21 protein-coding genes are annotated in these 20,716 nt (G+C 63.7%); 19 read left to right on the forward strand and 2 right to left on the reverse strand.

Annotated elements, in window-relative coordinates:
* Positions 1-14 precede the first annotated feature (14 nt).
* The 7 genes from ACUYV6_RS06335 (at position 15) to ACUYV6_RS06365 (ending at position 4,946) form a co-directional block, all read left to right on the forward strand.
* Positions 15-458, forward strand: coding sequence for a holo-ACP synthase (locus ACUYV6_RS06335; RefSeq protein ID WP_449277807.1), 444 nt, complete (start codon positions 15-17; stop codon positions 456-458).
* Between the two features lie 62 nt (positions 459-520).
* Complete coding sequence (gene alr, locus ACUYV6_RS06340; RefSeq protein ID WP_449277808.1) at positions 521-1,597, forward strand: alanine racemase; 1,077 nt, start codon at positions 521-523, stop codon at positions 1,595-1,597.
* A gap of 23 nt (positions 1,598-1,620) precedes the next feature.
* Positions 1,621-2,115: a tRNA (adenosine(37)-N6)-threonylcarbamoyltransferase complex ATPase subunit type 1 TsaE gene (tsaE, locus tag ACUYV6_RS06345; RefSeq protein WP_449277920.1), complete on the forward strand. Its 495-nt coding sequence runs from the start codon at positions 1,621-1,623 to the stop codon at positions 2,113-2,115.
* The gene (tsaB, locus tag ACUYV6_RS06350; RefSeq protein WP_449277809.1) at positions 2,112-2,780 is read left to right on the forward strand and encodes a tRNA (adenosine(37)-N6)-threonylcarbamoyltransferase complex dimerization subunit type 1 TsaB; all 669 of its coding nucleotides are present in this window, start codon (positions 2,112-2,114) and stop codon (positions 2,778-2,780) included. Before tsaE ends, tsaB begins: the two co-directional genes overlap by 4 nt.
* Positions 2,777-3,301: a ribosomal protein S18-alanine N-acetyltransferase gene (gene rimI / locus ACUYV6_RS06355; protein WP_449277810.1), complete on the forward strand. Its 525-nt coding sequence runs from the start codon at positions 2,777-2,779 to the stop codon at positions 3,299-3,301. Before tsaB ends, rimI begins: the two co-directional genes overlap by 4 nt.
* The gene (gene tsaD / locus ACUYV6_RS06360) at positions 3,298-4,380 is read left to right on the forward strand and encodes a tRNA (adenosine(37)-N6)-threonylcarbamoyltransferase complex transferase subunit TsaD (RefSeq protein ID WP_449277811.1); all 1,083 of its coding nucleotides are present in this window, start codon (positions 3,298-3,300) and stop codon (positions 4,378-4,380) included. Before rimI ends, tsaD begins: the two co-directional genes overlap by 4 nt.
* A 173-nt stretch (positions 4,381-4,553) precedes the next feature.
* The gene (locus tag ACUYV6_RS06365) at positions 4,554-4,946 is read left to right on the forward strand and encodes a DUF4190 domain-containing protein (RefSeq protein ID WP_449277812.1); all 393 of its coding nucleotides are present in this window, start codon (positions 4,554-4,556) and stop codon (positions 4,944-4,946) included.
* 31 nt (positions 4,947-4,977) lie between these two features.
* Here ACUYV6_RS06365 and ACUYV6_RS06370 read toward each other — a convergent pair whose 3' ends face one another.
* Both ACUYV6_RS06370 and ACUYV6_RS06375 read right to left on the reverse strand, forming a co-directional pair.
* Positions 4,978-6,258, reverse strand: coding sequence for a THUMP-like domain-containing protein (locus tag ACUYV6_RS06370; RefSeq protein WP_449277813.1), 1,281 nt, complete (start codon positions 6,256-6,258; stop codon positions 4,978-4,980).
* A gap of 123 nt (positions 6,259-6,381) precedes the next feature.
* Positions 6,382-6,822, reverse strand: coding sequence for a DUF4190 domain-containing protein (locus ACUYV6_RS06375; RefSeq protein ID WP_449277814.1), 441 nt, complete (start codon positions 6,820-6,822; stop codon positions 6,382-6,384).
* A gap of 207 nt (positions 6,823-7,029) precedes the next feature.
* Between ACUYV6_RS06375 and groES the strand changes: the two genes are divergently transcribed.
* The 12 genes from groES (at position 7,030) to ACUYV6_RS06435 (ending at position 20,711) form a co-directional block, all read left to right on the forward strand.
* Positions 7,030-7,326, forward strand: coding sequence for a co-chaperone GroES (groES, locus tag ACUYV6_RS06380; protein ID WP_449277815.1), 297 nt, complete (start codon positions 7,030-7,032; stop codon positions 7,324-7,326).
* A 91-nt stretch (positions 7,327-7,417) separates the two neighbouring features.
* Positions 7,418-8,344, forward strand: a complete 927-nt coding sequence (gene rarD, locus ACUYV6_RS06385) for an EamA family transporter RarD (RefSeq protein WP_449277816.1) — start codon at positions 7,418-7,420, stop codon at positions 8,342-8,344.
* A gap of 43 nt (positions 8,345-8,387) precedes the next feature.
* Entirely contained in the window at positions 8,388-9,890 is a 1,503-nt protein-coding gene (gene guaB / locus ACUYV6_RS06390) for an IMP dehydrogenase (protein ID WP_449277817.1), read from the forward strand.
* Positions 9,891-9,946: 56 nt separating this feature from the next.
* Positions 9,947-11,068 carry a GuaB3 family IMP dehydrogenase-related protein gene (locus ACUYV6_RS06395; protein WP_449277818.1) on the forward strand — a complete coding sequence of 374 codons (1,122 nt, stop codon included), beginning with the start codon at positions 9,947-9,949 and terminating at the stop codon, positions 11,066-11,068.
* Positions 11,068-11,922, forward strand: coding sequence for an SURF1 family protein (locus tag ACUYV6_RS06400; protein WP_449277819.1), 855 nt, complete (start codon positions 11,068-11,070; stop codon positions 11,920-11,922). The genes ACUYV6_RS06395 and ACUYV6_RS06400 overlap by 1 nt, the downstream gene beginning before the upstream one ends.
* A gap of 256 nt (positions 11,923-12,178) precedes the next feature.
* On the forward strand, positions 12,179-13,279 hold the full coding sequence (locus ACUYV6_RS06405) for an ABC transporter substrate-binding protein (RefSeq protein WP_449277820.1): 1,101 nt from the start codon (positions 12,179-12,181) through the stop codon (positions 13,277-13,279).
* A 32-nt stretch (positions 13,280-13,311) separates the two neighbouring features.
* The gene (locus ACUYV6_RS06410; protein WP_449277821.1) at positions 13,312-14,244 is read left to right on the forward strand and encodes an ABC transporter permease; all 933 of its coding nucleotides are present in this window, start codon (positions 13,312-13,314) and stop codon (positions 14,242-14,244) included.
* Positions 14,241-15,083, forward strand: coding sequence for an ABC transporter permease (locus tag ACUYV6_RS06415; RefSeq protein WP_449277822.1), 843 nt, complete (start codon positions 14,241-14,243; stop codon positions 15,081-15,083). Before ACUYV6_RS06410 ends, ACUYV6_RS06415 begins: the two co-directional genes overlap by 4 nt.
* Before the next feature lie 79 nt (positions 15,084-15,162).
* Entirely contained in the window at positions 15,163-16,287 is a 1,125-nt protein-coding gene (locus ACUYV6_RS06420) for an ABC transporter ATP-binding protein (RefSeq protein ID WP_449277823.1), read from the forward strand.
* Between the two features lie 39 nt (positions 16,288-16,326).
* Positions 16,327-18,312 (forward strand): oxidoreductase, encoded by a 1,986-nt coding sequence (locus ACUYV6_RS06425; RefSeq protein ID WP_449277824.1) that lies wholly within the window; start codon positions 16,327-16,329, stop codon positions 18,310-18,312.
* A gap of 51 nt (positions 18,313-18,363) precedes the next feature.
* Positions 18,364-19,122, forward strand: coding sequence for an enoyl-CoA hydratase/isomerase family protein (locus ACUYV6_RS06430; RefSeq protein ID WP_449277825.1), 759 nt, complete (start codon positions 18,364-18,366; stop codon positions 19,120-19,122).
* Between the two features lie 32 nt (positions 19,123-19,154).
* A complete protein-coding gene (locus ACUYV6_RS06435; RefSeq protein ID WP_449277826.1) occupies positions 19,155-20,711 on the forward strand; it encodes an AMP-binding protein in 1,557 nt (518 codons plus the stop codon).
* Positions 20,712-20,716: the final 5 nt, after the last annotated feature.

Here is a 20,716-nt window from a genome sequence, read left to right on the forward strand (position 1 = left end):
GAAAGGATGCACCAGTGATCGTCGGAATCGGAGTCGACACGGTCGACATCGCCCGGTTCGCTCGCCAGCTCGAGCGGACCCCTGCGTTGCGGTCGCGGCTCTTCACCGAGCACGAACGCGGACTGCGCGACGCATCGCTGGCCGCCCGTTTCGCGGCGAAAGAGGCACTCATCAAGGCGCTCGGCGGGTCTGCCGAGTTGCGCTGGCATGACATGAGCGTGGTTCGGGATGAGGATCGCGCGCCGTCGTTCGAGCCCACCCCCGGTCTGCTCGCGGTCCTTGCGGAACGGGACTGCCGCAGCCCGCATCTCTCGATGACCCACGACGCGGGTACAGCAACCGCGTTCGTCATCGTTGAGCGCTCGGAAGATCGGCCCCGGCACGGGGCTGATGAGCAAACGGTCGGTGTCGAACCGGGCACGACGCCCGAAGCATCAGCGTATCGGAGCGAACGATGAGAACAGGGTCGATGAGGGTCGCCGAGATATCGTTGCCGGCGATCCGTCATAACGTTCGTCGCGTGAAGGACCTGACGGGCGGCACGGTGATCGCCGTGATCAAGGCCAACGGCTATGGTCACGGCTCGACCATTGCGGCGCGGGCTGCGATCGACGGCGGCGCTTCCCTGCTCGGCGTGACGGACCTCGAGGAGGCGCTCGCGTTGCGAGCGGAGGGCATCGACGCCCCCATCCTGTGCTGGCTGCATGGTGCGCGCGCCGACTTCGATGCCGCGGTCGAAGCGGATCTCGAGATCGGCGTCAGTCACCTCGCGCAGCTGGAGGCGCTTGCCGCGGCCGCCGAGCGCACGGGGCGCGTCGCGACGCTCCAGTTCAAGGTCGACACGGGGCTCAGCCGCAACGGGGCGGCTCCGTCGGAGTGGCCGGATCTGTTTGCGCGCGCGGTTGAACTCGAGGCGTTAGGACGGATCCGGATCCGCGGGATCTTCAGCCATCTCGCGAATGCCGGCAGCGAGGCCGATCTTGCGCAAGCCGCCCGCTTCGACGAAGCCGTGGCACTGCTGAGAGCGACGGGCTGCGAGCCTGAGCTCATCCATCTCGCCGCCTCCGCAGCGACGCTGACCTCGCCGCACCTGCACTACAACACGGTGCGCGTAGGCGTTGTGATCTACGGGCTCAGCCCGCTGCCGAACAAGACCTCGGCCGACCTCGGCCTCATCCCGGCGATGACGCTGCGTTCGGAGATCGTCGCGCTGCGTGCCGCCGGCGCCGGCACCGGCGTCTCGTACGGATACAACCACGTCGTGCAGGGCGACACCACGCTCGCGCTCGTGCCGATCGGCTACGCCGACGGCATGCCCCGTGCGCTCAACGGTGTGGGAGCGACGGTCTCGATCGCGGGCAGACATATGCCGATCGTTGGGCGCATCGGGATGGATCAGTGCATCGTCGACCTGGGGGAGTACGGTCGCGAAGCGCGCATCGGCGACCCGGTGGTGCTGTTCGGCGACCCGACGACCGGGGTACCGCCGGTCGAGGTGTGGGCGGATCTGATGCGCACCATCAACTACGAGATCGTCGTCGATATCGGACAGCGCGTGGTGCGCCTCCCGGTCGATGGTGAGGACGTCGGGCCGTGAGCGCCGACGCTCGCCCCGTGACGATGTTGCGACGCGAGATTCCGGATCCCGACACCATGCACGAACTCGGGGTCGAACTGGGGCGTCTGTTGCGTGCGGGCGACCTCGTGATCCTGACCGGCCCCCTCGGAGCCGGCAAGACGACTCTGACCCGTGGCATCGGCGAGGGGCTCGGCGTGCGTGGGCCCGTCACCAGCCCGACGTTTGTGATCGCGCGCACGCATCCGTCGCTTGTCGGCGGGCCAGCACTCGTGCACGTCGATGCGTACCGGCTTTCAGGCCCCGATGAACTCGACGATCTCGACGTCGATTTCGAGCGCTCCGTCGTGATCGCCGAATGGGGTGCCGGGGTTGCGGTGCCGGGGGACTCCTGGGCGGAGATCGTGATTGAACGACCGATGGCCGGGGAGCTGGAGTCTCTGGAAGATCCGGATGCCGACCCGGACGAGGCTCCGGTCGAGCCCCGAACGTTGACCTTCGCGGGCTACGGGCCGCGATGGGAGGAGGAGGCGCTGTGAGCGGACACTCGGAGGAGACCGAGCAGCAGCTGCACGCACATGCGCTGCTCGCGATCGACACGTCGATGCACACGAGCGTCTCCCTGCGTCTCACCGGAGGAACGCTTCCGGATGCCGGCGCAACGCGTTCGAACTCTGATCCTCGCGGCCACGCGGAGAGCATCGGGCCGATGCTGTCTGAAGTGTTCGAGCTGAGCGGTGCGACGCCCGCCGATGTGACGGGAGTCGTCGTCGGCATCGGGCCTGGTCTGTTCACCGGACTCCGCGTGGGTATCGCTGCAGCGCGTGCCTTCGCCAGAGCGCGCAACGTGCCCTTCCTGCCGGTGAGCGGACACGAGGCGGTGGCATACGAGGCATTACGCGGGGGTGCCGAACGCGTGCGCGTGATCCAGGACGCCAAGCGGCGAGAGCTCTTCGTGACCGAATACGACGGACTCGATGAAGACGGCCTGCCCAACTGCACCGCGGAATCGCACCTGGTTCATCGCAGCGAGTACGTACCGGAGGGTCGCGACATCTGGCCCGAGCACATCAACGCCGAGCTGATGCCTGCCCTCGCGCTGCTGCGACTCTCAGCTGGCCGCGACTTTGCACAGGATCGTGCGCTCTATCTCAGGGCGCCTGACGTGCAGGCACCAAACGCGCCGAAGCGGGTGTCGACGTGAACTCCACCTCGGGGACTGCAGAGGAGGGTGAAGCGCCGTCGCGGGCAACGACGCACCGCATTCGTCCCGCGACGCTCGATGATCTCGATGCGATATGGGCGATCGAGACGGCCGTCTTCGGTGGCGAAGCTTGGAGTCGCGGCATGATGCGCGAGGAGCTGACTGCTGCGCATCGCCGGTATGTCGTGCTCGAGGATGAGGTCGGCCATGTTCGAGGGTACGGAGGGCTCCTCGCGATCGGTGCGGATGGTGACATCCAAACGATCGCGGTGGATTCGGAAACGCGCGGAGCGGGCCACGGACGGCGCATCATGAACGCGCTCCTCGACGAGGCGGCGTCGCGAGATGTCCGCGAAGTGTTTCTCGAGGTGCGCGCCGACAACCCCGTCGCACGAGCACTCTACGCATCTCTCGGGTTTGCCGAGATCGGGGTGAGGCCCCGCTACTATCAGCCCGATGACGTCGATGCGATTGTGCAGCGACTGCGAATGAGCGAGCGTCGAACGGAGGATCACGAATGACCACACCGGAGCCCCTGATCCTGGGCATTGAGACGAGTTGCGATGAGACGGGCATCGGCATCGTCCGCGGTCGTGCACTGCTTGCGAATGCCGTCGCATCATCGATGGACGAACACGCACGGTTTGGCGGGGTCATCCCGGAGATCGCTGCGCGCGCGCATCTCGAAGCGCTGACCCCCACGATCGATCTTGCCCTCGCCCGTGCGGGCGTGGAGCTCAAGGACGTAGACGCTGTCGCGGTGACCGCCGGCCCAGGCTTGGCCGGCGCCCTCATGGTCGGGGTATCGGCTGCGAAGGCGCTCGCGATTGCGCTCGACAAGCCGCTCTACGGTGTGAACCACCTCGTGGGACATGTGGGGGCGGACCTGCTCCACGGGGAAGGGTTGCGCGAGGTCTCAGGACCCGTGGGAGATCTGGAGCTGCCCACCGTTGCTCTGCTCGTGTCGGGTGGTCACACCTCGCTGCTGCTCGTCCGAGATCTCGTCAGTGACGTCGAGATGCTGGGGGAGACCATCGACGATGCGGCGGGGGAGGCGTTCGACAAGGTCGCACGCCTGCTGGGGCTCCCGTACCCGGGCGGCCCGCATATCGACCGAGTTGCCGAAGACGGAGATCCGCAGGCGATCCGCTTCCCGCGCGGGCTCACACTGCCGAAGGACCTGGCGAAGCACCGCTACGACTTCTCGTTCTCCGGCCTCAAGACCTCGGTGGCTCGGTGGGTTGAGAAGCGAGAGGCCGAGGGGCTTGAGATTCCGATCGCCGATGTGGCCGCAAGCTTCCGGGAAGCCGTTGCCGATGTGCTCACCGCGAAGGCGATCGCGGCCTGTCGAGACCTCGAAGTGCCGCGCCTACTGCTCGGAGGTGGAGTCGCAGCGAATGCCCGAGTGCGGGCGCTCGCCGCAGAGCGCGCCGCGGAGCATGGCATCGCGTTGCGCGTCCCGCCCCTGTCGCTCTGCACGGACAACGGAGCCATGATCGCATCGCTGGGCGCGCAGCTGTTCTCCGCCGGGCAGGCACCGTCCGGTCTCGGGTTCGGAGCGGATTCGACTCTGCCGGTGACGCAGATCAGAGTGGATTGATCTTCCCCGATCTGATGAATGCGGCGACGGGGCAGGCGCTGCTAGGTTTTCAAGTGGCGGACCGCAGATCCGCCACGCTGTACCCGTGTTTCAGCGAGGGGGTCTGCGTCGGGTTACGCTGAGCACCATCCAGGGTCGAGAGGCCATCCGATATTCAACACCCGAGGAGAACCATGTCCGATAATCAGCCCAATATCGATCCGGCATCGAACCGCCCGGAGCCTCCGTCCGTGCCGCAGGCACCTGCAGCTTCCGGCCAGCCCGGAACTCCGGCGTACGGCGCCGGTCCGTCGTATCCAGCGGCTCCCCAGTCGAAAGGCATGGCTATTGCCGGCCTGTGCTGCGGTATCGGCGGAATCCTGTTCGCGCTTCTGCTCGCGCTCTTCGGCTACATCGGCGGCGCACTCGGAGTCATCTTCGGCATCCTCGCCCTGCGTAAGGGCCAGCCGCGCGGACTCGCTCTCGGAGGGATCATCACCGGAGCCATTGCCCTGGTGCTCGCAGTGATCTCCTCGATCATCGGCGTCATGATCATGAGCTCCATGATGAACAGCGGCGGGTACTGAGTACGCTCCCAATCGCCCTCCTCGCCACGCGTCAACAGCGTTCGGCGAGGAGGGCGAGGCGTTTCTCGGGGGTCCGGCTGATGATGAGCGTTGCGCGGTTCGGCCCGCGCAGCTTCAGCCGTTTCCTCAGCGTCGCAGGGTCGACGTCGGCGCCGCGTTTCTTGATCTCGAGCGACCCGATCTCGCGGTGCGCAAGTTCACGCCGCAGATCCTTCTCCCGTACGGGCAGCTCAGCAATGATGCGGAATCCCTGTGCGAACGGTGTCGAAACGTGCGTGTCTGACGTGAGGTAGGCGATGTCGGGGTGGAGCATTCCTGCTCCGATCTGCCTGGCCAGTCGGCCGATCAGTCGAGCGCGGATGACGGCGCCGTCCGGTTCATAGAGGTACTCGCCGAGCGGGCGAACCGACTCATTCGGGGCTTCGCCGGTTGCGGCCATCTCGTGGTGGGCCCCGTCTCGCAGCACGAGTGCTGAGCGGGAGACCCCCGCACGAGCGGCGGCCCCGAACCACAGACCCACCTCGACCAGTTGCCCATCGGTGGAGACCCACTGAGCTTCGGCCTCTTCGGGTATGAGTTCGTGATCCAGGCCCGGCCCGAGTTTGATGCCGGTCGGCATGCGCGCCGCTATGCCGAAGGCGAAGTCGAGCGATGGGCTGTAGTCATCGGGGGAGGCGAGCCGCCGGGTGTCTGAGTGCCCTGACGTGCGTCGAGCAGGGTCGAGGAAGGCCCCGTCGACGTCGGATAGCGCAGCGGACTCGGCGTCGGACACCAGCACTTCGAGATGCTGAGGAAGCTCGTTGAGAAAGCGCTCGGGGGGTGCTCCGCCGAGGGTGCGGAGGTTGTGCGCGGCGACCGCGGCAGTGAACGGATCGCGTTCGACCGCGAGGACTCCGAGTCCGGCTGCGGCGAACGCGAGGGATTCCGCGCCGATGCCGCACCCGAGGTCGGCGATGCGCGTGCACCCGGCGGCACGGAATCTCTTCGCATGCAGGCGGGCCACTTCGAGACGCGTGGCCTGTTCGAGGCCGGCCGGAGTGAACAGCAGATGCCGAGCCTGTTCGCCGAACTTCGACACGGCCTTTCGTCGCAGCAGGGCCTGCGCCAGGGCGGCCGCGACGTGCGCAGGGTCGAGGCCGTCACGGCGCAGCGCGGAGTTCGCCGCAAAACTGCGTGCTTCTTCGTTGCCCGTACCGTCGGCGAGGAGTTGCTCCGCGCGATCCAACGTCGCGGCGCCTTCGGGGGTGAGGAGGAACTGCCAGCCCGGCGGGGGTGCCGCATCGCTGCTGAGCTGTGCGGAAGCGCTGGTCATGGCATCCTCTTCTCCCCGCGACGCTGCGCCGTCGGGTGCGGGTGAGCGGACGCGATGAGGAGTCGATCGTGGACAGGAATCGAGCGGGACCAGTGGTCACGCTCGACGGGTGATCGATCGTGATCAGTAGTCGTAGGAGTCGTAGGAGCTGACTGATCCGATTTCGGAGAACGCTGCTCCCATGGCGCCGAACATCATGATGAGAAGACCGATGTACGCGACGATGAAGATCGCCAGCAGCACGAAGTACGAGTAACTGATGATGAGGCCGGTGAGTCCGATGCCGCGCCCTGCGTCGCCATTCCGCTTGATCTGGCTCAGAGCGAGGTGGCCGAAAATGATGCCGGCAATCGGAGCGACAAAGGCGAAGATGATCGCGAGCACTGCGAACGTATTGGTGTCGCCCATGCGGGTCGACGGGTTCTGCGGCGCTGCCGCACGCGCATATGGGGGCGCGGGAACGGTCTGCTGGGGGGCCTGCGGCTGCTGGCCGGGAGCTCCCGGATACTGGGGAGCGTTCTGAGTAGGGGAGGGGAAATTCGGCTGAGGCGTCGTATTCGACATGGTGGGTCGCTCCTGGTCGGCGGGTCGGCGCGGGAGGCCGTTGGTGCTTCAAGTCTAGGAGGCCTCGTTCGCCGTGCGCGAAGGATCCGGGAAGAATTGGCACTCGCCTTGCGAGAGTGCCAAAGTGCGCCATACAATTCTTAACGAGCGCACTCATCCGCGAGTGCGTCCATTAGTTCTTCTTCCACACCGAGAAAGAGGTCAAACGTGTCGGTCTCCATCAAGCCGCTCGAAGATCGCATCATCATCAAGCAGGTCGAGGCTGAACAGACCACCGCTTCAGGTCTGATCATCCCCGACAGCGCTAAGGAAAAGCCCCAGGAGGGCGAGGTTGTGGCAGTTGGTCCCGGTCGTTTCGACGATAACGGAAACCGCGTGCCCGTCGACGTGAGCGTTGGCGACATCGTGATCTACTCGAAGTACGGCGGCACCGAGGTGAAGGCCGGCGGCGAGGACTACCTCGTGCTGTCGGCACGCGACGTGCTCGCAATCGTCGAGCGCTAATTCGTCAGAATCTCCTCCGCTCGGGCGGTGGGAGCGAAGGGCCGGTGCGAAAGCGCCGGCCCTTCGTCGTACTCGGGCATAGGATGGCGTGGTGACTGCGCGTTCGGGGTTCCTCTTCGGTCTGGCCGCCTACCTCTGCTGGGGTGCGTTCCCGCTCTTCTTCAGCCTGCTGACCGATGTGGATCCATTCCAGATCATCCCGTTCAGAGTGGCGAGTGCCATGCTCTTCTGTGTCGTGCTCGTCACGGCGCTCCGCGCTTGGCGGCCGGTCGCAGGAATTCTGCGCTCGCGCCGCAGCCTGTTCTGGTTCACCGTGTCGGGTCTGCTGCTGTACATCAACTGGCAGCTCTTCGTGCTCGGCATCGTGACGGGGCACATCATCGAGACCGCGCTCGGCTATTTCATCAACCCGCTCTTCACGATCCTCATCGGCGTGTTCGTGAGACGCGAGCGGTTGCGTCCTGCCCAATGGGCCGCCGTCGGGATCGCTGCGGTCGGCGTCGTCATCAGTTCGATCGCCTACGGCGTCTTCCCGTGGATCTCCGTCGGTCTTGCATTCACCTTCGGCCTGTACAGCGCTGTGCGCAAGATCGCGAATGAGAATGTGGATGCGATCACCGCCCTGACGGTCGAGACGCTGGTGACCACTCCGGTGCTCGTGGTGCAGCTCGTGGTCGTCTGGCTGCTGGCCGGAGGAGTTGGCTACATCGGCTCGGAGTTCGTCGCCCACGGCCCGCGTATCTCGATCCTGCTCCTTCTGAGCGGCATCTTCACCGCGATTCCGCTCATCTTCTTCGGAGCGGCGAACCGGAGACTGCCACTCACGCACTTGGGATTCCTGCAGTTCCTGACGCCCGTGCTGAGCTTCCTCACCGGCTACCTGATCTTCCATGAAGAGATGCCGCTCGCGCGGTGGCTCGGCTTCGTCGCGGTCTGGATCGCTATCGTCATCCTGCTCACCGACATGGTCAGGTGGGCGCGCCGTCAAGACCGCGGTGGAGGGCGTAAACTGGTGTGACCCTCCGGGGCTCCGACTCGATCCGACGTGCAAAAGAGGTCTCATGGAACAGCGTGATCCGTTCGCCTTCACCGGGCTCACCTACGACGATGTGCTGCTCATGCCTGCGCATACGGATGTGATCCCGAGCGAAGCCGATACGAGCACTCAGCTCACTCGGCGGATCCGAATCGGCATCCCTCTGATCTCTGCCGCGATGGATACCGTGACCGAGACTCGCATGGCGGTCGCGATGGCTCGCAATGGCGGCCTCGGGATTCTGCACCGCAACCTGTCGATCCAGGATCAGGCCGAGATGGTGGATCGGGTCAAGCGGAGCGAGGCCGGAATGATCACGAATCCGGTGACCACGACCCTCGACGCATCCGTCGCCGAGGTCGATGCGATCTGTGGAGAGTACCGCGTCTCCGGGCTGCCCGTCGTCGACAAGCAGGGTCTGCTCCTCGGCATCATCACCAACCGCGATATGCGATTCATCGAGCCGTCGGACCGCGCGAACGTGCGCGTCGCCGATGCGATGACTCGCATGCCGCTGATCACCGCCCCCGCAGGCATCAAGCGCGAAGACGCCGCCGATATTTTCCGTCAGCACAAGATCGAGAAGCTGCCGCTCGTTGATGACTCGGGTCGACTGACCGGGCTCATCACCGTCAAGGATTTCGATAAGGAAGAGGAGTACCCGAACGCGACGAAGGACTCCGCCGGACGCCTCCGTGTGGGAGCCGCAGTCGGATTCTTCGGTGATGCTTGGAAGCGCGCGACCGCACTGCTCGAGGTCGGCGTTGATGTGCTCGTCGTCGACACCGCGAACGGTGACTCGAAGGGTGTGCTCGACATCATCACGAAGATGAAGGCGGACCCGGCGTTCGCCGATGTCGACATCATCGGCGGCAACGTCGCGACGTACGCTGGAGCCAAGGCTCTGGTCGAGGCTGGTGTCGATGCGGTGAAGGTCGGTGTGGGCCCGGGTTCGATCTGCACCACTCGGGTCATCGCGGGTGTCGGGGTTCCCCAGGTGACTGCGGTCTACGAAGCGGCACGGGCCGCGACTCCCGCGGGCATCCCGGTCATCGCCGACGGCGGTCTGCAATACTCGGGCGATATCGCGAAGGCGCTTGTAGCTGGTGCCTCATCGGTCATGGTCGGGTCACTCTTCGCCGGAACGGATGAGAGCCCCGGCGACCTGGTCTTCATGGGCGGCAAGCAGTACAAGAACTACCGTGGGATGGGTTCTCTGGGCGCACTCCAGACGCGAGGTGAGCGCACTTCGTACTCGAAGGACCGCTACTTCCAGGCGGATGCTGCAAGCGATGAGAAGCTGATTCCGGAAGGCATCGAGGGGCAGATCGCCTACCGCGGCCCGCTGCGCTCAGTGGCGCATCAGCTCACCGGAGGCCTGCGCCAGTCGATGATGTATGTCGGTGCGCACACGATCGATTCGCTCAAGGAACGTGGCCAGTTCGTGCGTATCACCGCTGCCGGGCTGAAGGAGAGCCACCCGCACGACGTGCAGATGGTCGTCGAAGCGCCCAACTACAAGCGTTGATGAGCACTGTCGGCTCCCCGTGTCGCGTTGTCAGTGACGGTCGATAGACTGGACCGGTGAGCAACGAGATCGAGATCGGCCGGGGCAAGCGCGCTCGGCGTGTGTACACGTTCGACGAGATCGGCGTGGTGCCGACGCGACGTACCCGAGACCCTGAGCTGGTCTCGACCTCCTGGTCGATTGATGCATTCCAGTTCGACATCCCGGTCTTGGGTGCCCCCATGGATTCGGTGATGTCTCCCGCTGCCGCGATCGCGCTCGGCCGGCTGGGTGGCCTCGGTGTATTGAACCTCGAGGGACTGTGGACTCGGCATGAGGATCCGCAGCCGTTGCTCGACGAACTCGCCGCTCTCGATGACGAGTCGGAAGCGGTGGCGCGAATGCGAGAACTCTACTCGGCGCCGATCCAGCCGGAGCTCATCCAGGCGCGCCTCGGGGAGATCCGCGAAGCCGGGGTGACGGTCGCCGGTGCGCTCTCGCCGCACCGCACCGCCGAGTTCACCGAAACCGTGGTCGGCGCAGGCGTTGATCTGTTCGTGATCCGCGGTAACACGGTGTCAGCCGAGCACGTCTCCATCGAGGGGCGCGAGCCGCTGAACCTCAAGCAGTTCATCTATGAGCTCGATGTGCCGGTGATCGTCGGCGGCGCTGCGACCTATCAGTCAGCACTGCACCTGATGCGCACGGGAGCCGCGGGTGTGCTCGTCGGCTTCGGCGGGGGAGCCTCGTCGACGACTCGTGTGACGCTCGGTATCCGTGCACCGATGGCCACCGCGATCGCCGACGTGGCCGGCGCGCGGACGGACTATCTCGACGAATCGGGCGGCCGCTACGTCCACGTCATCGCAGATGGCGGTCTGGGTACGTCCGGTGATCTCGTGAAGGCGATGGCTTGTGGAGCCGATGCCGTCATGCTTGGCGCGGCCCTTGCGCGCGCGACCGATGCGCCGGGCCAGGGGTGGCATTGGGGGCAGGAGGCCCACCACGAAGATCTGCCGCGCGGCAAGCGCGTCGCTGTCGGCGGGGTCGCCCCGCTCGAGCAGATCGTGAACGGTCCCGCGAATGTCGCTGACGGCAGTGCGAACCTCATGGGTGCGCTTCGGCGTGCAATGGCGACTACGGGGTACTCCGAGCTCAAGGAATTCCAGCGAGTCGGCATCGTCCACGCTGAGCGCTGATGGTGCGGGAGAAGCCGGAGTACTTCGGAGAGCCGACGATTGGTCGGGTCATGCGCCGGCCCGTCTGGATCCTCGCCCTACTCGGCTGTCTCGCAGTTGCGGGTGTGTTCGCGTGGCTGGGGCAGTGGCAGCTCGACCATGCGATCCGCACTGAGCAGGACACGTCTGAAGCCGTCACTGAATCGCCACGTCCCTTGGGCAAGCTGACCGAGCTCGGAACCGGCGTGAACGAGGACGCGGCAGGCATGGTCGCAAGCGTCGAAGGTGAGTTCGAGGCCGCAGATTTGGATCTCGTGCAGCTGCGCTACAACGACGGTGTCGAGGGAGTCTGGGTGGTCGGCAACCTATCCGTTGCGAGTGGCGGTCAGCTTGCTGTCGCTCTTGGCTGGGCCCCTGATACCGAGTCGGCGAGCGAGGCCCGCGACGCCCTGGCCGACGCTGAAGCCTTGTCTCGGCCGACCGAGCTCGTGGGCCGGTACATGCCGCCCGACGGGCCAGAGATCCCGGAGCCCGGTCAAGATCCGCAGCTGCTGTTGAGCATGTCACCGGCGCAGTTGGCGAACGTTTGGAGCGAGGTTCCCGGTCCGGTGTACTCCGGTTTTCTGGTGCTGCACCCGGGTGACGCGGCAACTGCACCGGAGCTCGGAACCGCGATCTCCGAGGCCGGACTCGACACGATCGACTCGGTGCCGCCGCTGCCCGCCGAACGCATCAGCTGGCTGAATCTCTTCTACGCGATCGAATGGGTCGTCTTCGGAGGGTTCGCGATCTTCTTCTGGTTCCGCCTGACGCGAGACGCCTGGGAGAAGGAGCATGAGCTCAAGCTGCTCGCGCAGGAGGAAGGCTCCGAGTAGTACGCGTGGATTGATGCGCGTTCATTCGGTCCGGGTCGGTGGTGAGTCTCGACTGCCTGGCTTCTCCCATCGTCTCCAATGTCTCTGGAAGCAGACCATTGAGCATAAGCAAATATTTCGCTTAGCGATCCGAACCCGATTGCAACTGGTCTAGAAGCTCGTTTGTTCTTCGGACACACTCGTGGATATCTCGGTTCTCCCGGGATTCAGAGCGCACCCTCGCACTCGAAGTCGATGATGACTCGGAGGAATACCAATGAAGTTTCGCCATGCCACAGCTCTCACCGCAGCCTTTTGCTTCGCACTCGCCGCCACAGGCTGCTCGAACTCGGGAGGCTCGAGCGGCGGCGACCTCGTGGAGAGCGACTGCCACCCCGATGGGCAACCGATCGAATCCGAACTCACCGTGAGCACGAGCGGTGGCGCCTGGGCCGACCAGGTTCAGGAGGCCTTTGTCGCCCAGTTCGAGGAGCAGTGCGGCGTCACCGTCGTGCAGACGAGCGATGATCGCACCTACGCGAACCTCAAAGAGCAGGTCGCGACCGGAAACCATACGCATGACATCGGCTCAACCCGATCTTCGGAGGAGTTTCCCCGCGGAGTGAGTGACGGCATCTTTCACACTTTGCCCGACGGATTCTGGGATGACATCAGCGACCAGATGGTTGAGGGATCGATTACTGAGAACGGAGCCTGGTCCACGCCATACGGCGATGTGCTGGTCTACAACCCAGAGGTGTTCCCGGAGGGCATGAACGGCTGGGAAGACTTCTGGGACACGGACGCCTATCCCGGCAAGCGCGCGCTGCAAGATGACCCGATGAGCTTCGTCATCGCGTTGCTCGCGGACGGTGTGCCGCAGGATGGACTCTTCCCACTCGACATCGATCGTGCCGAGAAGAAACTCGATGAGATCAAGGATGACGTACGCGTGCTCTGGAGCTCGGGCGATGAGCCGATTGATGCCGTGTCCGGCAGCGAGGTCGTCGCCTCTCCGGCCTGGAACGGTCGTGCGTACCCGGCAAAGGAGCGCGGTTCGAACATTGAGATTGTCTGGGCCGACGCACCCCTGCACGTCTCCTGGTGGTACATCCTCGACGGTGCTCCGAACACTCGGGCTGCCGAGGCATTCCTGTATTTCACGCAGGAGGCCGAGCAGCAGAAGACACTGGCCGAGATCTCCTCATACGCCGGCGGCAACACGGAAGTGCTCGATCTCGTCGATTCCGAGGTCGCCGATTCGCTCGCGACGAATCCAGAGAACTTCGATCAGACCGTCGAGATCGACGAGGAATGGTGGAGCGAGAACGTGGACGAACTGCAGACCCGTTGGGATGCCTGGAAGTCCTCGAACTGAACTCCGGTGATTCGTGAAAGGAAGGGAACCTCATGAGCGTACCGTCGAACCATCCGGCTCCCGAGACCCAGGCGATCGCGATTGCCGCCGGCGGGAGACGAAACGCCAAGGACGGCAGGCGGAAGGCTTTGATCCTCAACGGACTGGCCTCGACCCCGGCCCTGCTTCTCGTCGTGGTCATCGTGGTGCTCCCTATCGGTGCTGCGGGGCTCGCCTCCTTGCAGGTCGACGGAGAGTGGTCTGTGCAGAACTACGTGACGTTCTTCACTCAGCCGCCCTACCTGTCGATTCTGTGGAACACCACGGTGATCTCGCTGGTCGTAACGATCTGCAGCATCCTCACGGCAGCAGTCGCGGGAGCATTCTTCTCCCATCATGCAAAGAAGAGCGGCACCCTGTTCATGGGAATCATCGCTGCATCCATATGGATCTCCGTGCTGGTGAAGACCTATGCATGGCAGGTGGTCTTCTCCCGTGAAGGACTGATCGGATCGATTCATACCTGGGTCAGTTCGCCTGAGGAACCGATGTCTCTGATGTACACCCGAACGGCCGTGATCATCGCGATGATCCAGTTCATGATCCCCTTCGCAGTCATGGTGGTGCTTCCAGGCATGAAGAAGATCGATATCTCCTTCTGGATCACCGCACGCAGTCTCGGAGCCGGCATCTGGGAAAGCTTCAGAATCGCCTACTGGCCCCAGGTGCGCACGATCATCCTCGGAGCGACGATCCTGGTCTTCTCACTGTCGATGGGCTTCTTCGTCATCCCAGCGCTCCTCGGCGGATTTGGTGACGTCATGCTCGGTCAACAGATGCAATCGGAAGTCAGGTCAAAGCTCGATGCATCGATGGCGGGCACGCTCGGAATTGTCATCACAGCGGTACTGCTCATCATTACGGCGCTGCTCGCCCGGGTTTCCGGCGTCCCGTTCCGTCAGATCGCGAGGAGTGCAAGCCGATGAGCCGTGAAGTCGTCCAACAGAAGACAACCAATCCGAACGCACGCAGGGTGCGCAGGTCGAGATTGATCGGCGCCCTGGGCTGGACCTGGATCGCCCTGCTGCTCCTGTTCCTGTTCTTCCCCATCGGACTGATGGTGCCGTCTTCGTTCACCGACTCCGACGTGATGCAGTTCCCGCCGAGTGGGATGTCGACGAGGTGGTATGAGGAAGTCCTGACAGCGGCATCCTGGCAGCAGTCGGCGCTCACATCGTTGAGAATCGGGATCCTCTCTGCGGCGATCGCCTCGGTAGCCGGACTGCTGATCGCCCTCAGACACTTCCGTGGGAAGCGCGTGGGATCCGGCTCCTACACCTTCTTCATGCTGCCTCTCCTCGTACCGAACGTGATCTTGGCCACGGGTCTGTTCTCGATCGTGCTCCGGCTCGGGGTACTCGGACAGGAGTGGGCGCTTGCGATCGCGCATGCGGGGTATACGTTGCCCATTTCGATCATGATGCTGCTGGCCGCTGTCGACCAGCTGGACCCCAGGCTCTGGGACACGGCGCGCTCGTTGGGTGCCAAATCCATCGTGGTGCTGCGCTCCATCGTCCTGCCGATCATCATGCCGGCCTTCCTGGCAAGCCTGATCATGACATTCATGCTCTCCTGGGACGAGGTCACCTTCGCCATCTTCATCGGGCCGAGAGTGAACCCGACCCTCCCGGCGCAACTCTTCTACTACATCCAGGAATTCATCACTCCCGCGGTAGCAGCGATCTCAACGCTCCTCCTCATCGCGACCATTGCGATCGGAGTGCTCGTAGGTGTGGCGAGGAAGAGCACGCAGAAGAAGCGTTGAACTCGCACCTTCTCTCCTCAGGATTCGAATACTTCGGTGAGCGTGTAGTCGCGAACCGCAGAAACAGTAAGGAATGAACATGTCCATCTTCACCTCGCCAACGGCGGTCGTCGACGAGAAGCGGACCAGGCCGGGAGTCCGTATCGAGGACATAGATAAGTGGTACGGAGACTTCAACGCCGTGTCGGGCGTCTCCATCGACGTGAGCTCCCGCGAACTGGTGGCCATCCTCGGCCCGAGTGGTTCGGGGAAGACCACACTGCTCTCCATGATCGCGGGCATCTTGATGCCGGACTCCGGACGGATCGTGTTCGGAGAACGCGATGTCACCGAGCAGCCGCTCGATCAACGGAACATCGGCATGGTGTTCCAGTCGTACAATCTGTTCCCGAACAAGACCGTGAGAGAGAACGTCGAGTTCCCGCTCCGGGTCCGAAAGCTCGGAAGCGCAGAGACCCGGAGACGTGCTGAGGAGACCCTTGAGATGGTCGACCTGACGGCGCACGCGGACAAGTATCCCAGCGAGATATCTGGTGGCCAGGCGCAGCGGGTCGCGCTCGCTCGTGCTCTCGTGTTCTCACCTGATCTCCTGCTCATGGATGAACCCCTCGGGGCACTGGACCGGGCGCTCAGACACACCTTGCAGCGCGAGTTCCGTCGCGTGCAGAAGGACTTCTCAATACCGGCCATCTATGTCACGCATGATCAGGAGGAGGCCTTCGCAATCGCGGACCGTCTTGTCATCGTCAGAGACGGGCAGATTGTCGCAGAAGGGCCGGGGCAGACGGTCTATCAGAGTCCACCCGATACCTGGGTTGCGACCTTTCTCGGTGACGCGAACATCATCTCTGTGGATGTGGAGGCCGTGCAGGAGGGGATGGCGACAGTGGTTTCGCGAAGCCAAAGGCAGACCTGGGTCGGTCGGGCAAAGCCCGGTATCGACGTCGGAGAAACGGCCGGACTCATCATCCGCCCGGAGCATCTGCACGTCGGGTTGAAGCCGGAGATCGCATCCGCCGCGGGAATTCCTGCGCGCGTGAGCGATATTCGATTCCTCGGTGCTGCGGTCCGTGTCTATCTGGAGAGCGACTACGGGCAACTCGAAGCGTCGGTGGATAGCTATGCAGAGTTGCCCCGTGTCGGAGAGGAAGCCCACTGCACCTGGGACCCCGAGCACGTCTACGTCACGAACACCCACGCCTAATCGGAACGGAGCATCGCGCGTGCAAGCGCGTACGAACCAATGTCTTCTCTCTTCTCACACCTCACACTGGGCGGAAAGCGGCTTCGCAGCCGTCTCTACGTCTCCGCGCACCAGGAGATGATGGCGCGAAACAGCATTCCCAGTGCCAGGATGATCGACTACGTCAGGGCCCGAGCGCGGTCGGGAGCTGCAATGCAGATCACGGGAAACACCACGATCACGCCGTCCCACCGGTACGAGATGAGTTCGCTCAGGCTCGCCAACATCGGCGAGGAGATCGTCGAAGGGTACGCAGGCCTCGCCGACGCGGTGCATGCCGAGGATGGGCTGATCCTCGCGCAGCTCTCCCATTCCGCTCTGCTCTCGAAGTCGGCGAACACCGTCGTGGTAGCCGCCAGCGACTACTCCGTTGGACGAACCGGAGAGAGCGCTCGAGCTCTGACACGCGGTGAGATCTCTGCGCTGGTCGAAGACTATGCGGCGGCGGCGGAGCGCACCGCGCGTGGGCGACTTGATGGCGTCGAACTGCTCATGGCCAGGGGGTCCTTGCTCAGCACGTTCCTCTCGCCGGCCTTCAACCACCGGAGCGATGAGTGGGGAGGATCCTTCGAAGGCCGCCTGAAGTTCCCGCTCGAGGTATTGCGACGCGTGCGGGCCGAGCTTGCGGGCGCTGCGATCCTCGGCGTCCGGATCAGTGCGGACGAGTTCATCGAGAACGGCCTCGATGCGAGTGGGGCCGCAGAGATCGTGAACGCGTTCGAAGCCGAGGGGCTGGTGGACTACGTCAGCGTCACAGGCGGTACCCCGACTCACCGAACATCCTTTCCATACGGTTACCCCGCAACACCTTTGCCGTTCGGGCTTTTCAGAGAGCTCGCAGGGCAGATCAAGAGGAGCACGTCCACTCCGATCGCGTATGTGGGGCGGGTGACAAGCCCCGAGGTCGCGGCGAGCATCATCGATGAGGGCGACGCCGACCTTGTCGGTGTCGCACGCGCACAGATCGCGGACCCCGAGTTCTTTGCGAAGGCTGCGCAATCGCGCTCCGAAGACATCAGGCCGTGCGTGGGTGCTAACGAGTGTGCGAATCATCACTTGGCCGGTCGCATGATCCGCTGCATCGCGAATCCTGGGCTCGGAAGAGAACGGGAATGGTCGGAAACAGAGCCTGCGCAGACGCAACGGCGATACGTCGTCGTCGGTGCCGGACCAGCCGGCCTCGAAGCCTCGCGCGTGCTTGCGCAGCGTGGTCATCTCGTCGAAGTCATCGATGAGAACTCCGAAACAGGCGGACAGATGCGGGCGTGGACGCGTTCGACCTCGCGTCGCGAGTTCAAGCGACTGTCCGATTGGTGGGCGCGCTCGGCGAAGAAGGACGGAGTGAGTTTCTCGCTGGGTGAGCGGGCCACCATCGAGGGTCTGCTATCACGGACCCCGGACGGCATCGTGCTGGCGACAGGGGCGCGACCGGCCCAGAGCCCGTACACCTCGGTGGATCCATCGGTCACGGTGGTGCCCGTGGAGGAGGCCCTGAATGGGCGAGTGACGCCCGGGCGGGCCGTCGTATTCGATGACATGGGACGGGTTGACGCGTGCCTCGTGGCCGAATACCTGCGAGAGAACGGATGTGACGTCACCCTGGTGACCTCAGAGATGTATGCCGCGCAGAACGAGGGCGAGGCAAGTCTGTATCCCATCATCGAGCAACTGCTCGACATCGGAGTCGAGATCGTTTCGCAGAGTGAAATTGACAGCATCGGCAACGGCCACGTGGTGATTCGCAATATGTTTCGAGCGGGCAGATGTACCGAACTGCCGGCCGACAGCTTTGTGCATGTCAGCGGTTATCGGGCCGACGACGAGTTGCGCAGCGGCCTGGAGGACGCCGGTCAGTATGTGGTCACGATCGGCGATGCACTGCAGCCTCGCCGTGTACACAACGCGGTGTTCGAGGGCGCTGCCACCGGCCGAATGATTGAACAGGGTCTCGGGTACGCAGATATCAGGCTGCTGCACGGGTTTTGAGAGCCGCACACATTTCGAAGAACAGATATCTCAGGAAGCAGGAGAAGAAACATGGGGCAGGTAACTACCGAGATCGTCGGCAGGAGTGGTGTCGTGCGTCTGGACAATCCGGAACGCATGAACGCTTGGACGACGCAGATGCAGCGCGAATTCGTCGAGGCAGTGAACCGTGTAAGCACCGAAAGTGCTGTCGACTCGATCATCGTGACCGGAACCGGAGAACGAGCGTTCTGCGCGGGACAGGACTTGAAAGAGCTGGCCGAGTTCGGCCGTAACGACGTTGAGGGCTGGTTGCAGAACTTCGTGGACATCTATGATGTTCTGCTCTCCAACCCGAAGCCGGTCGTAGCCGCGCTGAATGGTGTCGCCGCGGGCTCCGGATATCAGCTTGCACTGGTGTGCGACTTTCGGATCGGCCACCCGGGAGTACGGCTGGGGCAACCTGAGGTGAAGTCAGGGATCCCGAGCATCACGGGGCAATACCTCACAGAGCTGTCTCTGGGGCATGCCAGAACCGTGGATCTGATGCTCAGCGGGCGCCTGCTCGACGCCGACGAGGGTCTACACGTGGGGCTGCTCAACAAGATCGTTCCCCAGGCAGACGTGTTCAATCAGGCTCTGATCATGGCAGAGGAGCTCGCGGGGCATCCAGAGCACGCATTCAAGGTGACGAAACAACGTATTCGAGACAAGATCTGGCCAGGACTGATGGAGGCCTTCGATATTGCTCGGGCCATTGACGAGGAGGCCTGGGGGTCCGGCGACGCCCAGTCTTCGATCTCCGGCTTCTTCGATCGGCCGGAGCGGTGAAGCCGAGCATCGAACGAGGGATGGAGGACGCCATGCTTCAGGCAACATTCGCACCGACGGTTGCGGCGCTCACCGCTGACAGCAGCATCCCCGAATTGCTGCGGCGCCGGATCGAGGAAGTGCCCGAACGGCTCCTCATTGAGAATGTCGCTGAACGAGTGACGTTCGCCGACTTTGGGAAACGAGTCACGCAGACCGCGGAACTGCTTGAGGGCATGGGAATCGGTGACGGCTCGCGCGTCGTAGTTTCGCTTGGAAACTCGGTCGCACACATCGCGCTCATCTACACGCTGTTCGACATCGGAGCCGTGTGGATACCGCTCAACCCACAGCTGCGCCGCGATTCAGTTGCACACATCATCCGGGACTCCCGTGCCACCCACGTCGTGGCGGCAGCAGTGAGCGGCGCATCGGAGGTGCTCTCTGAGGAAGGGGCTGAGGCGGTCGGATCGCTCTCCGTCGGAACCTCGGATGCAGAAGAAGGTCGAAGTGAAGCTTTGGTCTATGCCGTGCAAAGTGCTGATACCACCCTGGGGGATCCTCGGACCATCGCGATTCTCTACACTTCGGGGACCACCGGCCCTCCCAAGGGAGTGCAGGTTACCGACCGGATGCTGCGTACGTCTGCCGCAGGGTGCGCGGTTGTCACCGGTGCTCGCGACGGCGACGTGTTCTACATCTGGGAGCCAATCTTCCATATCGGGGGAGCACAGGTGCTGTTCCTGCCGCTCGCATCCAATATCCATATCGCGCTGGCGCAACGGTTCAGCGTCTCCCGCTTTTGGGCGGAGGTCAAGCGCTTCGGGGCGACGCATATCCATCACCTCGGGGGAATCCTGCAGATGCTTCTGACGAGGGAGCCTTCAGCGGAGGAACGGGACCACCGCGTGCGGATCACCTGGGGAGCCGGGGCGACGAAAGACGTCTGGCGCAGTGTCGAGCAACGGTTCGGCATTGAGGTGCACGAGTGCTACGGGATGACCGAGAACTCGAGTGTCACCACGTCGAACTCCTCATCCTTCGAAGCGGGTATCGGCAGGCCTTTGCCCTGGTTCGAGGTCGAGTTGCTTGATCCGGAGACCGGTGCAAGCGCCGACTACGGTGAGATCACGGTACGAGGGCTCCGGGACGGCCTGGTCACTCCGGGATATCTGGACAATGATGAAGCGAATGCTCGGGCATTCTTCGGCGAGTGGTGGCGCACAGGTGATCTAGGGAGACGCGACACGAACGGCAACTTGCACTACGTGGGTCGGGTGAATGACAGCATCCGCGTGCGTGGAGAGAATGTCTCTGCGTGGGAGGTTGAAAGCGTATTCGATCGGATGCCCGGAGTCGCACGCAGCGCGGCTATGGGGATTGACGGTGAGATCGGCGAACAGGACATCTTGCTCTTCGTGATCCCTTCGGAGGAGGCAACCGTCGACCCCGCGGGGATCTCGGCCTGGGGACATCAGCACCTCGCCGGTTTCCAGGTACCTCGTTATCTGCAGATCGTCGACGAGTTGCCGATGACGCCCAGTCGTCGTGTGGCAAAGAAACGATTGCAGCCCGACGCGGAGAGCTTCCTGCGCGTTCCGGAGAAGTAGTAGCG

The organism is Leucobacter sp. GX24907, assembly GCF_053567335.1.

What these genes read in the sequence shown, in the direction of transcription:
- tsaE (WP_449277920.1), top strand. Translation starts at nt 1,621, where the DNA reads ATGTTGCGACGCGAGATTCCGGATCCCGACACCATGCACGAACTCGGG.
- tsaD (WP_449277811.1), top strand. Translation starts at nt 3,298, where the DNA reads ATGACCACACCGGAGCCCCTGATCCTGGGCATTGAGACGAGTTGCGAT.
- ACUYV6_RS06365 (WP_449277812.1), top strand. Translation starts at nt 4,554, where the DNA reads ATGTCCGATAATCAGCCCAATATCGATCCGGCATCGAACCGCCCGGAG.
- ACUYV6_RS06370 (WP_449277813.1), bottom strand. Translation starts at nt 6,258, where the DNA reads ATGACCAGCGCTTCCGCACAGCTCAGCAGCGATGCGGCACCCCCGCCG.
- ACUYV6_RS06375 (WP_449277814.1), bottom strand. Translation starts at nt 6,822, where the DNA reads ATGTCGAATACGACGCCTCAGCCGAATTTCCCCTCCCCTACTCAGAAC.
- guaB (WP_449277817.1), top strand. Translation starts at nt 8,388, where the DNA reads ATGGAACAGCGTGATCCGTTCGCCTTCACCGGGCTCACCTACGACGAT.
- ACUYV6_RS06400 (WP_449277819.1), top strand. Translation starts at nt 11,068, where the DNA reads ATGGTGCGGGAGAAGCCGGAGTACTTCGGAGAGCCGACGATTGGTCGG.
- ACUYV6_RS06405 (WP_449277820.1), top strand. Translation starts at nt 12,179, where the DNA reads ATGAAGTTTCGCCATGCCACAGCTCTCACCGCAGCCTTTTGCTTCGCA.
- ACUYV6_RS06410 (WP_449277821.1), top strand. Translation starts at nt 13,312, where the DNA reads ATGAGCGTACCGTCGAACCATCCGGCTCCCGAGACCCAGGCGATCGCG.
- ACUYV6_RS06415 (WP_449277822.1), top strand. Translation starts at nt 14,241, where the DNA reads ATGAGCCGTGAAGTCGTCCAACAGAAGACAACCAATCCGAACGCACGC.
- ACUYV6_RS06420 (WP_449277823.1), top strand. Translation starts at nt 15,163, where the DNA reads ATGTCCATCTTCACCTCGCCAACGGCGGTCGTCGACGAGAAGCGGACC.
- ACUYV6_RS06425 (WP_449277824.1), top strand. Translation starts at nt 16,327, where the DNA reads ATGTCTTCTCTCTTCTCACACCTCACACTGGGCGGAAAGCGGCTTCGC.
- ACUYV6_RS06430 (WP_449277825.1), top strand. Translation starts at nt 18,364, where the DNA reads ATGGGGCAGGTAACTACCGAGATCGTCGGCAGGAGTGGTGTCGTGCGT.
- ACUYV6_RS06435 (WP_449277826.1), top strand. Translation starts at nt 19,155, where the DNA reads ATGCTTCAGGCAACATTCGCACCGACGGTTGCGGCGCTCACCGCTGAC.